10 protein-coding genes are annotated in these 14124 nt (G+C 60.6%); 4 read left to right on the forward strand and 6 right to left on the reverse strand.

Features of this window, described 5'->3' with window-relative positions; all coding sequences use genetic code 11:
- The first annotated feature begins 8 nt into the window (after positions 1-8).
- Positions 9-353, forward strand: a complete 345-nt coding sequence (locus ACQY8Q_RS01105; RefSeq protein WP_428423790.1) for a DUF6616 family protein — start codon at positions 9-11, stop codon at positions 351-353.
- A 153-nt stretch (positions 354-506) separates the two neighbouring features.
- On the opposite strand, the gene ACQY8Q_RS01110 is transcribed toward ACQY8Q_RS01105, so the two are convergent.
- Together ACQY8Q_RS01110 and ACQY8Q_RS01115 are read right to left on the reverse strand one after the other, a co-directional pair.
- Positions 507-1799, reverse strand: coding sequence for an NCS2 family permease (locus ACQY8Q_RS01110; protein WP_428423792.1), 1293 nt, complete (start codon positions 1797-1799; stop codon positions 507-509).
- A gap of 397 nt (positions 1800-2196) precedes the next feature.
- Positions 2197-2631: an Lrp/AsnC family transcriptional regulator gene (locus tag ACQY8Q_RS01115; protein ID WP_113243736.1), complete on the reverse strand. Its 435-nt coding sequence runs from the start codon at positions 2629-2631 to the stop codon at positions 2197-2199.
- A 127-nt stretch (positions 2632-2758) separates the two neighbouring features.
- Between ACQY8Q_RS01115 and ACQY8Q_RS01120 the strand changes: the two genes are divergently transcribed.
- Both ACQY8Q_RS01120 and ACQY8Q_RS01125 read left to right on the forward strand, forming a co-directional pair.
- Positions 2759-5812, forward strand: coding sequence for an aminotransferase class III-fold pyridoxal phosphate-dependent enzyme (locus tag ACQY8Q_RS01120; protein ID WP_428423795.1), 3054 nt, complete (start codon positions 2759-2761; stop codon positions 5810-5812).
- 104 nt (positions 5813-5916) lie between these two features.
- A complete protein-coding gene (locus ACQY8Q_RS01125) occupies positions 5917-6927 on the forward strand; it encodes an amino acid ABC transporter substrate-binding protein (protein WP_428423797.1) in 1011 nt (336 codons plus the stop codon).
- Between the two features lie 441 nt (positions 6928-7368).
- Here the strand turns inward: ACQY8Q_RS01125 and ACQY8Q_RS01130 are convergent, their stop codons facing one another.
- The 4 genes from ACQY8Q_RS01130 to ACQY8Q_RS01145 all read right to left on the reverse strand — a co-directional run bounded on the left by ACQY8Q_RS01130 (position 7369) and on the right by ACQY8Q_RS01145 (position 13329).
- Positions 7369-10512: an efflux RND transporter permease subunit gene (locus tag ACQY8Q_RS01130; RefSeq protein WP_428423799.1), complete on the reverse strand. Its 3144-nt coding sequence runs from the start codon at positions 10510-10512 to the stop codon at positions 7369-7371.
- Between the two features lie 31 nt (positions 10513-10543).
- Positions 10544-11683, reverse strand: coding sequence for an efflux RND transporter periplasmic adaptor subunit (locus ACQY8Q_RS01135; protein ID WP_428423801.1), 1140 nt, complete (start codon positions 11681-11683; stop codon positions 10544-10546).
- Between the two features lie 55 nt (positions 11684-11738).
- Complete coding sequence (locus ACQY8Q_RS01140) at positions 11739-12341, reverse strand: TetR family transcriptional regulator (protein WP_428423803.1); 603 nt, start codon at positions 12339-12341, stop codon at positions 11739-11741.
- An 85-nt stretch (positions 12342-12426) separates the two neighbouring features.
- A complete protein-coding gene (locus ACQY8Q_RS01145) occupies positions 12427-13329 on the reverse strand; it encodes a LysR family transcriptional regulator (protein WP_428423805.1) in 903 nt (300 codons plus the stop codon).
- A 139-nt stretch (positions 13330-13468) separates the two neighbouring features.
- On the opposite strand from ACQY8Q_RS01145, the gene ACQY8Q_RS01150 reads away from it, so the two are divergent.
- Positions 13469-14086 carry a glutathione S-transferase family protein gene (locus ACQY8Q_RS01150; RefSeq protein ID WP_428423807.1) on the forward strand — a complete coding sequence of 206 codons (618 nt, stop codon included), beginning with the start codon at positions 13469-13471 and terminating at the stop codon, positions 14084-14086.
- Positions 14087-14124: the final 38 nt, after the last annotated feature.

Here is a 14124-nt window from a genome sequence, read left to right on the forward strand (position 1 = left end):
GATAATTCATGACCCAATACCTGGTTGAGCTCTACACCCCAAGGCCCGCCTGGCTTGCACTTGATCACCACGGGCGGGTCGCCTTCTTCGAGGACATCGGTGCAGGCATGGCGCAGCTTTCGGCCCTCGGCGTTGAAGCGATTGCGTTTGGCCAGACGGACGCGAGCAAAATCCACGCTGCATCACAGCAGTTCTTTGCAATCTGGCGCTTTCCCGATGAGGCAGCCCTTAATGCTCTTCTGGATGGCATAAGCGCTTCGGGATGGCATGATTATTCTGATACCGTCAATGCAGCTGGCGCGGGTGTTGATTTTACCGGCCATGTCGCACAACTCGTTGCCACACAGCATTAGCCGCGTCGAATTGACGGCTGGGAAGGTCCGCATCGGGCCGATAGCGGAAGACTAAACTTGCCATAAAAAACGGGCCGCAATGAATGCGGCCCGGGTTGGTAGATCAATCATCAGAAGCCAAGCGATGGTTGTTACCGCCTCGCCCCTCACATCTTACTCCGCGAAGAACGCGAAGCGGATGACGAACAGGACGGCGACGATCAGGGTGGCCGGGTGGATGGCGCGCCATTTGCCGGTGAACGCCTTCAAGACGACATAGCTGATGAAGCCGAAGGCAAGGCCATTGGCGATCGAGTAGGTGAAGGGCATGGCAAGGGCCGTCAGCGCTGCCGGTGCGGCTTCGGTCAGGTCCTCCCAATCGACCTCGGTCAGTTCACGCATCATCAGGCCGGCGACGTAGAGCAGAGCCGGAGCCGTCGCATAGGTCGGCACGGAGGCCGCCAGCGGCGAGATGAACAGTGCTGCCAGGAACAGCACGGCGATGACCAGGGCCGTCAGGCCCGTGCGGCCGCCGGCCTGAACGCCGGAGGCGCTTTCGACATAGGCGGTGGTGCTGCTGGTGCCCATCAACGAGCCGGCGACGATGGCCGTGCTATCAGCCAGAAGCGCGCGGCCGAGGCGGCTGGGCTTGCCTTCCTGGATGAGGTTGGCACGTTTGGCGACACCGATCAGGGTGCCGGTGGCGTCGAACACTTCAACCAGAACGAAGACGAGAATGACGTGGACCAAGCCACCATGCAGCGCACCGACGATATCGAGTTGCAGGAAGGTCGGCGCCATGCTCGGCGGCATCGAAACGACGCCCTGGAACTGGCTGACGCCGGTGACCCAGGACAACACGGTGACCGCCAGAATGCCGATCAGGATCGCCCCCTTGACCCTGAGCGCATCAAGCACCGCGATGACGAAGAAGCCGAAGATCGCCAGTAGCGGTCCGGTTGCCTTCAGGCTGCCTAGTCCCACCAGCGTATCCGGATTGGCGACAACGATACCGGCATTCTTCAGGGCGATAATGCCGAGGAAAAGGCCGATACCGGTGGCAATCGCACTCCGCAGCGAATGCGGAATGCCCTGAATCAGCCAACTGCGAATCCCGGTCACCGTCAGGAAGAGGAAGATCAGCCCCGAGATGAAGACGGCGCCGAGCGCCTGCTGCCAGGTGAAGCCGAGGGCGGCAACGACTGTGAAGGCGAAGAACGCATTCAGCCCCATGCCCGGCGCCATGCCGATCGGCCAGTTGGCGACGAGCGCCATGACGATCGAGCCAAGTGCGGCGGCCAGACAGGTGGCCACGAAGATGGCGTCTCGATCCATTCCGGTGGTCGACAAAATATCCGGATTGACGAAGATGATGTACGACATCGTGAGAAATGTCGTGACGCCCGCAACCAGTTCGGTGCGGATCGTCGTATTGTGCTCACTCAGCTTGAAGAGCCGTTCAAACATATTTCCTCCCTTGGCCGGAAAAATCCATTCCCGGCGCATGCCACTGGCTGGACCGCCTTCTCCTCCGGCGAACCAACCATAACTGTACCGATCTTCAAGCCATCACGGCTTGTCAGGGCCCCTGCCCGATCAGTATCCGTCTGCTATTTCAGCAGGCCGGATGTCTCATTCACGGTTTTATGATTGTGCGTTTTCGCACGGCGGATCGCTAGCCGTCCATTTCGACGCGGCGAGCGAAAGACTTTCAAATTTTTGGGGGAACAGTGTTGGGCGGAACGGGCCTCGCCCGGCAGGAAGCGCCACTTCCTTCTCGTCAAATTCGCAGTGCAACTGGTGCAAACCCTGCAATTCGCCTGCAAAACATTTTGTGAGCATTTTCAGCAAAGTCAAGAACGGCTCAGCTGCGTTCGATGTCGCGGCGCAGCACGATCGATGTCGTCAGGTCGTCGACATTCTCCATCGTCGCCACCTCGTTTCTCAGTTCGTTGAGCGCATTGATCGATCCGACCTCGACCTCGACAACAAGATCGAGCTGGCCGCTGACCGACGACACTTTGCGAACGGACGAAAAACCCGCCAGCCGGTCGAGCACGCCGATGGAGGGCGTCTTCTTCAGCGTCAAAAGCAGGAAGGCGTGCACCTGCCCCTCATCCAGCTGACCGATATCGGCCCGATATCCGCGAATGATCCCGGCCTTTTCAAGGCGGGTGACGCGCTCTGTCGTGGCACTTCTGGACAGGCCGATGCGGCCCGCAAGCGACTTCATCGGGATGCGGGCTTCGCGCGACAGGATGCTCAGGATCGTGCGGTCGATCGCGTCTGTGTCCTGCATGATTTTGCGCCTTTCCGGGAACCGACAAGATGACGGTTATTATAAACATAATGCCGGTGCAACCGGCATATTGCCGGGTGCATGGTTTGGCCGCCCATGCAAATCTATGCTCAGACGAGGAACCGCCATGAACGATATGCTGAAGACCACCCCGATTTTTACCATCGACGATGCAAAGCGCCTGCTTGCCGAGCATTATGGCCTCGACGGTTCACTGTCGCCGCTCGATAGCGAACGCGACCAGAACTTCAAGGTCACGGCCAATACTGGCGGGGTGTATATCCTCAAGATCGTCAATGCCGGCGAACCGCTGGTCGAGAGCGATTTCCAGACGGCGCTTCTCAGCCATGTCGGCGAACACGCGCCGGACCTGCCCGTTCCGCATATCCGTCCGACGATTTCGGGCGCAAGTCTTGGCGAAACCACCAGCCCGCACGGCGTCCGTCATCTGCTGCGTCTTGTCGGCTGGGTGCCTGGCACGCCGCTGGCGCAGTCTGCCCGCAGCCCGGAAGCACTGACGTCGCTGGGCGGCCTGCTTGGCCGGTTCGACACTGCATTGAAAGGCTTCATGCATCCCGGCGCCCTGCGCGATCTGGACTGGAACATCCGCAATGCCGGCCGCTCCGCTGACCGGTTGCACCATATTGCCGGTGCAGATGACCGCGCGCTTCTCCAGCGCTTCCTCACCCGGTTCGAAACGGCGGTGGAGCCGAAGCTAGCGAAGCTGCGCTCGGCCGTGATCCACAACGATGCCAATGACTGGAACGTGCTGGTTGCCAATGACGATCATGATCGCATCGCCGGCCTGATCGATCTCGGTGACGCGCTCTATGCGCCAGTGATTGCCGAAGTCGCCATCGCGGCGGCCTATGCCGGGCTCGACCATGCGGATCCGATCGGCGCTGCCGCTGATATCGCGCGCGGGTTCCATGCCGAATATCCGCTGCTCGACGAGGAAGTCGATCTTCTGTTCGATCTGATCGCCATGCGGCTCGTTACATCTGTGACGATCTCGGCGTCGCGCCACGCCCATACCGGCGGTAATCCGTACCTTGCCATCAGCGAAAAGCCGGCGTGGACGCTGTTGCGCAAGATGGACGCGATGAACCCGCGCTTTTCCACCGCGATCCTGCGCCATGCCTGCGGTTTCGAAGCAACGCCCGGCACGCGCGCGGTCACGGCCTGGATCGAGGCCAACCGGAAGACGCTGCGTCCGTTGCTCGACCGCCCGGCAGCAACCTATCCCGCAGCCCTCGTCCCCTACGCCGATCCGCAACATCCGATGACGGTCAAGTCCGCCGGCGAACAGCCGGATGAGGCGCAGGCGATCTGGGAGGCCTATTGCGCAGACCATGGCGTCGATCTCGGCATCGGCCCCTGGGGCGAGAAGCGAACGGTTTATTCCGGCGACATGTTCGTATCGCGGCTGATCGAAAACACCCGCCGCATCCGTCATCTCGGCCTCGACCTGTTCATGGCTGCAGGCACAAAACTCTACACGCCGATCGCTGCCACGGTCGTCAGTGTCGAGATCGAGCCCGATCCGCTCGGTTACGGCTGCCTGATTGCGCTGCGCCATGAACCAGAGGGCTGCCCGGCCTTCATAAGCCTCTGGGGCCATCTTGCCCATGAAGCGCTCGGCAGGCTGAAGGCGGGCGACCGTCTGGATGCCGGTGCGCTGCTCGGCGAGATGGGGGCTCCAAAGGAAAACGGAGGCTGGGCGCCTCACCTGCACCTGCAGCTCTCCGTCGACATCCGGCTTTCCGCCACGGAAATCCTCGGCGTCGGCGAGGAGCGCTATCTCGATGTCTGGGCCGAGCTTTTCCCCAACGCCAACGCCTTTGCCGGTACCGCGCCGGAATTCTACGAGAAAATCGGACGGTCGCATGAGGAGATCGTCAAGCTGCGCAAGGAACTGCTGGTCCCCAACCTGTCGATTTCCTACGACAAGCCGATCAAGTTCGTGCGCGGCGATGGCGTCTGGCTGATCGACGACAGCGGCCGGGCCTATCTCGATTGCTTCAACAATGTCTGCCATATCGGACATGCGCATCCGGCCGTGGTCGAAGCGATGGCGCGGCAGGCGGCAACGCTCAACACCAATACCCGCTATCTGCACGACAATATCGTCGCCTATGCCGAGCGGCTGACGGCGACGCTGCCAAAGGAGCTGACGGTTGCCGGTTTCGTCAACAGCGGCTCGGAGGCCAACAGTCTGGCGCTCAGGATGATGCGCGCCCATACCGGCCGTGAAAACGCCATCGTGCTCGACTGGGCCTATCACGGCACGACGCAGGAGCTGATCGAGATCAGCCCCTACAAGTTCCGCCGCAAGGGCGGCAAGGAAAAGAAGCCGCATGTCCATGTGGCCCTCGTTCCCGACAGCTATCGCGCTCCTGCCGATTGGGCGGCCGAAGAGCATGGCAAGCGTTATGCCGAAAGCGTCGCCGAACTGATCGCTCAGATGCAGGCAAAGGGCGAAGGTCCGGGCTTCTTTATCGCCGAATCGATCCCGAGCGTCGCCGGTCAGGTCTTTCTGCCGGAAGGTTACCTCAAAGAGGTCTACCGGATGGTGCGCGCTGCGGGCGGTATCTGCATTGCCGATGAGGTTCAGGTCGGCTTCGGCCGGGTAGGCAGCCACTGGTGGGCATTTGAAGAACAGGGCGTCGTTCCCGATATCGTCACCATGGGCAAGCCGATCGGCGACGGCCATCCGCTCGCCGCTGTCGTCACGACCCGCGAGATCGCCGACAGCTTCAACAACGGCATGGAATATTTCAACACGTTCGGCGGCAACCCGGTTTCCTGCGCAGTCGGTCTTGCCGTGCTCGACGTCATCGAAGGTCAGAACCTGCGCGGCAATGCGCTGGAGATCGGCAACTACCTGATGGCCGGCTTCCGGGCAATCCAGGAGCGTTACGAGGTGATAGGCGACGTGCGCGGCATGGGGCTGTTCCTCGGCATCGAGCTGGTCACCGACCGCAAGACCAAAGCACCGGCGACGGATTTCGCCCGGGCCGTATCGAACGGGGCGCGTCAGCGCGGCGTGCTGATGGGCACCGAAGGGCCGCATGACAATGTGTTGAAGATGCGCCCGCCAATGATCTTCTCGAAGCGAGACGCGGACCATCTGCTTGCAGTGCTCGAGGAAACATTCGAGGCGGTCACTGCCCGGGGCTGATAGCCCCGGTAAATACTAGGGAACGAACAGGAAAGAGCTTGGCAGCGCTTGGCGTTGCCCGGACGGGATACGTGCGACTTAATAAACCGGAGGAGAACGAAACCATGAAATCAGCAATTTTTGCAATAATGGCCGCGGCAACGCTGGCTGGTACGGCGGCACAGGCAGGCACACTTGATATCGCCCGCGAACGCGGTGCGCTTCGCTGCGGTGTCAGCCAGGGCGTGCTCGGCTTTTCGAGCCCGAACGACAAAGGCGAATGGGCAGGCTTCGACGTCGATTTCTGCCGGGCGGTCGCTGCAGCGGTGCTCGGCGATTCCAGCAAGGTGCAGTATGTACCGCTCTCCACCAAGGAGCGTTTCGCTGCCCTGCAATCGGGCGAAGTCGATCTTCTGTCGCGCCAGACCACCTGGACATTGTCGCGCGATACCGATCTCGGCATGAGCTTCGTCGGCGCCAACTATTATGATGGCCAGGCCTTCATGATCCGCAAGGATCTCGGCGTAAAGAGCGCCAAGGAACTGTCCGGCGCCTCGGTCTGCACCGAAACCGGTACAACCACCGAACAGAACATGGCCGACTATTTCAGCGCCAACGGCATCCAGTACAACGTCATTGCTTTTGAAAAGCCGGACCAGACCATTCAGGCCTTCGGCACCGGCCGTTGCGATGTCTATTCGACGGACTCTTCCGCTCTCTATTCCCAGCGCCTGACGCTGACCGATCCCGACAACTACATGGTTCTGCCCGAGGTCATCTCCAAGGAGCCGCTCGGGCCGGCCGTTCGCCAGGGCGACGAGCAGTGGTTCAAGATCGTTCGGTGGACCCTGTTCGCGATGATCGAGGCGGAAGAACTCGGCATCACCAAGGAAAATGCAGCCAAGACGGCTGAAGACGGCACTGTGGCGCAGAAGCGCTTCCTCGGTGCAGACGGCGCGATTTCGAAGAACTTTGGCCTCGATCCGAAATGGGCTTTCCAGGCCATCTCGGCCGTCGGCAACTATGGCGAAGTGTTTGAGCGCCATCTCGGCAAGGACAGCCCGTTGAAGATCGAGCGCGGCCTGAACAACCTCTGGAACAATGGCGGTTTGGTCTACGCACCACCGCTTCGCTGATAAAAGCGCATAAACTGCCTGAGCCGTCGCGAGGTCAAATTTCGCGGCGGTTTTTTTGTATTCGGCGTGGGAGACTGAAATAAAGAGGCCCAGAATCGAAAAAGCCTGCCGCGGGAGGAGGTGCGGCAGGCTTTCGAATAGAACCGAATGGCAACTGGGAGGAGGAGCGTTGCCATTCCGCAAGTGCCCTCTGGGAGGAGGAGCGAGGTCACTTACATATCGAAGCTCTGCGGGAGGAGGTGCATCACTTCGATAAATTCAATATACATTGTTTCCGCTTAAAACGTAGGCAGAATTTTGCAGAGCAGCCATGCGCTATGCGCGTAGCAAATGGCTTGGCCCGCCCTAAATCGTTTCAATACGCCTCCTCCACGCCCGGCTTGCATTGCAGGACGCCGCACCCGCAACGCCGGCTGCGAGCGCCCTTCAACCTGGGACAGACTATTCCGCTGCGATAGCCGCCGGATACAGGGCAGTCTGCTCAGGCTCATCGCTTGCTGGCTCCGGTTCGGAAACCTTGTTCTTCGGCTGCTTGCCGAAGAACAGCGCATAACCGGCCGGAAGGACGAGGATGGTCAGCACCGTGGCAACCAGGATACCGCCCATCATCGCATAGGCGAGTGGCCCCCAGAAAACACCGCGCGAGATCGGGATCAACGCCAGAACCGCCGTCATCGCTGTCAGCACGATCGGCCGGAAACGGCGCACAGCCGAGCCGACGATCGCTTCCGTCCGCTCCATGCCCGCCGCGATATCCTGGTCGATCTGATCGACGAGGATGATCGAGTTGCGCATGATGATGCCGAGCAGCGCGATAACGCCGAGGATCGCGACGAAGCCGAACGGCGCGCCGCTGATGAGGAGTGCGGCGGCCGCACCGATGATGCCGAGCGGGCCGGTTGCCAGAACCAGCATCGCCTTGCCGAAATGCTGCAGCTGGATCATCAGCAGTACGACGATGACGGCGAGCATGATGGGTGCCTTGTCGGCGATCGACTGCTGGCTTTCGGCCGCATCTTCCGCACCGCCCTGGATCTCGACTGCGTAACCGGGCGCAAGACTATCGCGCAGCGGCTTCATGTCGGCATACATCTTCATCGCCACGTCATTGGGCTGCACGTTATCGGGAAGCGTGCCGCGCACCGTGATGGTCGGCAGGCGGTTGCGGCGCCATTCGACGCCCTGTTCGAGAACAGGCACGACCTTGGCAACCTGCGACAGCGGCACATAGCTGCCGAAATCGGTTGGAACATAGACCGAATGCACGGCCGACAGCAGGCGGCGGTTCGCATCCGGCTCGCGGGCAACGATGGAGACCGTTTCCTCGCCATCGCGGAAATCGTCGAGCGGCGCACCGCTCATCGTTGCCTGCAGCATCTGGCGGATGCGTTGTGACGAGACGCCCAGCGCGCGAGCGCGATCCTGATCGATCACCAGCTTCATCGCCGGCACCGGCTCAAGCCAATCGTCGTGGATGGCACCAAGTTCCGGATTCTCGGCAAACTTTGCCTTCACCTGATCGGCGATCCGGCGAACCTCGGCACGATCCTGCCCGGTGACGCGCATCTGTACGGGCCAGCCAGTGGGAGGGCCGAGGAACAGGCGGTCGACCTTGCCGCGAATGGACGGAAAGTCCTCTGCAAGAATGGTGCGCAGCTTGACGATCAGCCGTTCGCGGGCCGGTTCGTCATTGGCCATGACGAGAAGCTGGGCGAAATTCGGATTGCGCAGCTGCTGATCGAGCGGCAGGAAGAAGCGCGGCGCGCCCTCGCCGATATAGGTGGCGATGAACTTCTTGTCGGTGTCGTCGAGTATCTTAGCCTCAAGTGCCTTGGCCTGGGTTTCCACTTCCTTGATGCTGGTGCCTTCCGGCAGCCAGAGGTCGACAAGGATTTCAGGCCGCGACGACTGCGGGAAGAAGTTCTTCGGGATGAACTGGAACGCCCAGAGGCTGGCAACAAAGGTGATGAGTGTCAGGGAAAGGACGATGACGCGGTGGCGCACTGCCCAGCCGACAGTGGCGCGCAGGCGGCGATAGAAACGCGTATCGAAGACGTCGTGATGGCTCCCAGCATGGGCGCGCTGCTTGAGGATCATGTAGCCGAGCCAGGGCGTGAAATAGACCGCCACGAACCAGGAAACGACCAGCGCGATGCCGACGACGTAGAACAGCGAGCGCACATACTCACCGGCAGTCGAGGCTGCAAAACCGACCGGGATGAAGCCGGCCGTGGTGATCAGCGTGCCGGTCAGCATCGGAAATGCTGTCGAGGAATAGGCGAAACTGGCGGCATCGAGCTTGTCCAGCCCCTCCTCCAGTTTCCGCTCCATCAATTCGACGACGATCATGGCATCATCGACCAGCAGACCCAGCGCGATGATCAGCGCGCCTAGCGAAATGCGCTGTAGGTCGATGCCGAGTTCGTACATGATGGCGAAGGTGGCAGCCAGCACCAGCGGGATGGCAATGGCGATGACCAGGCCGGAGCGCCAGCCGATCGACACGAAGGAGACGATCAGTACGATCACCAGCGCTTCGCCGAGCGCCTTCATGAATTCGCCGACGGCCTCGGTGACGACTTCCGGCTGATCGGCAATCTGATCGACCTTTACGCCATAGGGAAGCGCGGATTCGAAACGCTTGTAGGTTTCCTCGACCGCAGTGCCGACATCCGTGACCTTGTAGCCTTTGGCCATGACCACGCCGATCTGGACGCTGTCCTCGCCATTGAAACGGTATTTGCGCTGATAGGGATCCTCAAGGCCGGACGAGACAGTGGCGATATCGCCAAGCCGCGTCACCTCGTTGCCGGAGCGCAGCCGCAGCTCGCGGATATCGGCAGCGCTGGTCAGGCCGCCTTCGACGGACACGCGTACGGAACGGGTGCCGGTATCGACAGAACCGGCCGGATCGACAGTGTTCTGCCCCTTGATGGCATTTTGCACATCGACAAGGGTCAGACCCCGCGAAGCAAGCACTGCGGATGAAATATCGATATAGATCTTTTCCGGCTGGTCGCCGATGATCACGGCCTTTTCGACCCCCGGCGTCGTCAACAGCATGTCGCGCGCCTGGATGGCAAATTTTTTCAGCTCCGGATAGCTGTAACCCTCGCCGCTCAGCGAATGCAGGGTGACGAACGTATCGCCGAACTCGTCGTTGAAATACGGACCGAGCAGACCCTGCGGCAACTCACTGGCGATATCGCCGACCTTCTTGCGCACTTGATAGAAGGCGTCGGCCACCTGGGTTGCATTGGTATCGCCCTTGACTTGCAGCGTGATGATGGCGCTGCCGGCGCGGGTATAGGAGCGGACGAAATCGAGATGCGGGGTTTCCTGCAGCTTGCGCTCGATCTTGTTGACGACCTGATCCTCCATGTCCTGGATCGAAGCGCCCGGCCAGACGGCCTGGATGACCATGACGCGGAAGGTAAAGTCCGGATCTTCCTTCTGGCCCATGCGCATCAAGCCGAGCACGCCGGTGATCAGGATCAGGCCAAACAGGAAGCGGGCGATGCTCGGATGTCCGATGGCCCAGCGCGACAGGTTGAAGGACTGCTTTTGGTCGGTGGAGGAGGTCATCGGCGTTGTTCCGCTTTCGATGGATCTGGATTTAGCGCACGAGCTGGGTGTTTTCGGTGGCAGCGGATTGCTGCACAGTTTCGCTGCCGAGCTTCACCTTCAGTCCTTCCGTCATGAACTGGGTGCCTGCAGCAACCACGACATCGCCGGGCTTCAATCCTTCGGAAATCCGCACGCCGTCACTGGTGAAATCGGCGACCTTGACGGGACGGGAATGCACGGTCTCGGCAGTGCGATCGACGGTCCAGACGATCGCCTGGTCATCCTTTTTGGCAAGGGCGCTCAAGGGGATGGAGACCAGTTGCTGGGCATCGGCAGCAGCGGCAACGATGCCGGAGGTCATGCCGAGAAGCACGTTTGGATCATTCGGCAGGCTGATACGGACGGCAAAGGTTCGCGATTGTGGCTCGGCGCTACCGGCCACTTCACGCACCTTGCCCTGCAGCATCAGCGCGGCATCCGACCAGAACCCGACGGTGACCACCTTGCCGGGCTTGAACTGCGCAATATCCGTTTCGGGTATGGCAACCAGAACTTCCTTTTCGCCATCGACGGCAACGCTGACAACAGGCGTTCCCGAGCCGACGACCTGGCCGATATCGGCACTGACGGCGGTGACGATGCCATTTTGCTCGGATTTCAGATCGGTATAGCTGACCTGGTTCTTCGCCTGATCGAGCGTCGACCGGGCAGAGTCACGCGTGGCAACCGCCTGATTGTAGCTCAGCGTCGCCTGCTCGAGCTGCGATTTCGGCGAGACGTTCTTGGCAAACAGTTGTTCGGCACGGACACGGGCCAGCTCGGTCGTCTCGACCTGCCGCTCCGTGGCATCAAGGTTCGCCTTGGCGCTGGCCAGTGCGAGTTCATAGTCGGACGGATCAATGCGGGCGAGCAGATCGCCGGATTTGACCCGTTGCCCGATATCGACGAGGCGTTCGGTAATCTTGCCGTTGACGCGGAAGCCGAGGTTCATCTCGGTGCGGGCGCGGACCGTGCCGGAATAGCTGAGCGTGCGCGAAGTATCGATGGCGGCAATCTCGACCACTTTCACCGGCCGCACGATTTCCTTGGTCTCGGCCTTCTCTTCAGAGCAGCCGGCGAGAGCCAAAACAGCGGCAGATAGGATGGAAACGGCAGACAAGCGAATACAGTTATGGCTTGGCGAAGGCATGTTCGCACTCCTGATAAAAAATGAAGTCGGGAAGGCAGGCCGCTAACGGCCGCGCTCATCTCAAAGCATTGATTGCAAATTCGGTAATTTCATCAGGCGTCGCCCGGTTCGGCTTGGAAAGACATTGAGACACAAGCTGCGGGTGGCACATGACCACGGTTGCTGCCCCAAAAGATCGGGCCGCAACCGCAGGGTCCTGCTCCGCAAACTCCCCGGCGGCGATACCCTGGCGGATGATTTCCTCCAAAAGCTCGTGCATCCGGTCGATGTGCTTTTCGATCACATGCCAGTCGCGCTCGATGGCGACGATGACCATCTCGTGGACCTTTTCATGGTCGAGCATGGCGGTCACGATCAGCTGATGCTCCGCCTCCAGATAGCGGCGCAGGCGATCGGCAGCGCTGATCGGCAGGCGCGAGATTTCATAGGCCTGCTGGTAACTGCCGCCGAGCATGCGGCCGCAGATCGCCTGATGGATTTCTGTCTTGGAGGCAAAGAACCGGTAGATATTGGCCGGCGACATGCCAAGATCGCGCGCAATATCGGCAACATTTGTCTTGGCATAGCCATAGTGCCGGAACAGCCGTTCCGCTGCCTCCAGAATCCGCGTGATGTTTTCCTGCCGCGCGATATCAGGAATATCCGTGCTGCCGTCCATATTGATAAACTTTCGAATTATGACTGACGAATTTCAATTTTCGTCAGTCGTAATTCGAAATGTCTTCTCTGTCAACTGCGACGCTTTAACCGGCAGCCAGTGACGTTGCCGCCTGCAGGTTGCGGTCGGCGCGCAATTCGGCCGCTAGGAAATCAACAAACGCCCGGGTCTTGGCGGAGATATGGCGGCCCTCGGCATGCATCACATGGATAGGAATGGCCGGCTCCTCATAGTCGGAAAGCACGATATCGAGCCTTCCGTCGCTTACCGCCGATGCCACCTGATAGGATAGCGCGCTGGTCAGGCCCCAACCGCTGAGCGCTGCGGAGATCGAGGCATCGACGGTGTTGCAGAACAAGCGCGGGCGCAGCGTGACATGGCTCTTTTCACCGCCCACGAAGCGCCAATCCTGTGGCGCGGATGAACCGGTATTGGCGATGATGGTATGCCTGGCGAGATCAGCCGGAACCTGCGGCAGCGCATGCTCCTTGAAATAGGATGGCGCACCGCAGATCACCCGCCGCACGCTGCCGACCTTGCTGGCGTGGTATCCGGAATCCGGTAATTGCCCGATGCGCAGCGCGACATCGATGCCTTCCTCCAGCAGGTTGACGACGCGGTCGAGCAGAAGGGCGCGTCCATTGACGGCCGGATGCAACGTCAGAAACGATGTCAGGACCGGCATGACATAGATCTGGCCGAACAGGACCGGCGCCGTCACCGTCAGCAGGCCTGAGGGCGTGGCATGCGAGCCGCCAGCCGAGGCTTCGGCCTCATCGATATCGGCAAGGATGCGGCGGCAATCCTCGACGTAGCGGCTGCCGGGCGCCGTCAATTTCACAGATCGCGTCGACCGCAAGAACAGCCGGGCACCCGTCAGATCTTCGAGATAGGCAATGGCCCGCGTGACGGCCGGAGGGCTCATGTTAAGCGCGCGCGCCGTCTGCGCGAAGCTGCCGGTATCGGCGGCCTTTACCAGAATCCGCATGGATTGAAGCCTGTCCACCGTCGCCCTCGCCTCACTATTCCGCTAAATGGAATTATATCTTGCCTTTTATCGCACTTCTGTTTTCAGGAAGAAAGAAACATCTTCTCCACAAGGCGATCAACGCCCCTGGAGATGGCAGATGAAACTTTACTATCACCCTTTGTCCGGCCACGCGCACCGGGCCCGGTTGTTCCTCTCGTTGCTGGGGATCGACGTTGAGTTGATCGAAGTCGATCTTGCTGCCCGCGCCCATAAGGCTCCGGATTTTCTCAAGCTCAATCCGTTCGGGCAGGTTCCGGTGCTGGACGATGACGGCACGATCATTGCCGATTCCAACGCCATTCTTGTGTACCTCGCCAAAAAAACCGGAGCCACGGGCTGGCTGCCCGAAAACCCGAGGGGCGCCGCGTCCGTACAGCGCTGGCTCTCTGTCGCTGCCGGCGAAATCGCCTATGGCCCCTGTGCTGCGCGGCTTGTCACCGTCTTTGGTGCGGGCTTCAATGCGGACGAAGTCATCGCCCGTGCCCATCTCATCCTTCGCCACATCGAGGCAGAACTTGCCGGCCGCCAGTGGATTGCAGTGGACCAGCCGACCATCGCCGATGTCGCGCTTTACAGCTACATCGCCCGCGCGCCGGAGGGCAATGTCGACCGTGCCGCCTATGCCAACATCAATGCATGGCTGAAGCGCATGGAAGCCCTTCCCGGTTTCGTCGCCTTCCAGAAGACGGCAATCGGCATTCAAGAGGCTGCCTGAGCAAATCTCGGCGCTACGCAGCACCTTGCCAACCCACC

It is taken from the genome of Pararhizobium sp. (assembly GCF_965279435.1).
Lineage (GTDB): Bacteria > Pseudomonadota > Alphaproteobacteria > Rhizobiales > Rhizobiaceae > Pararhizobium.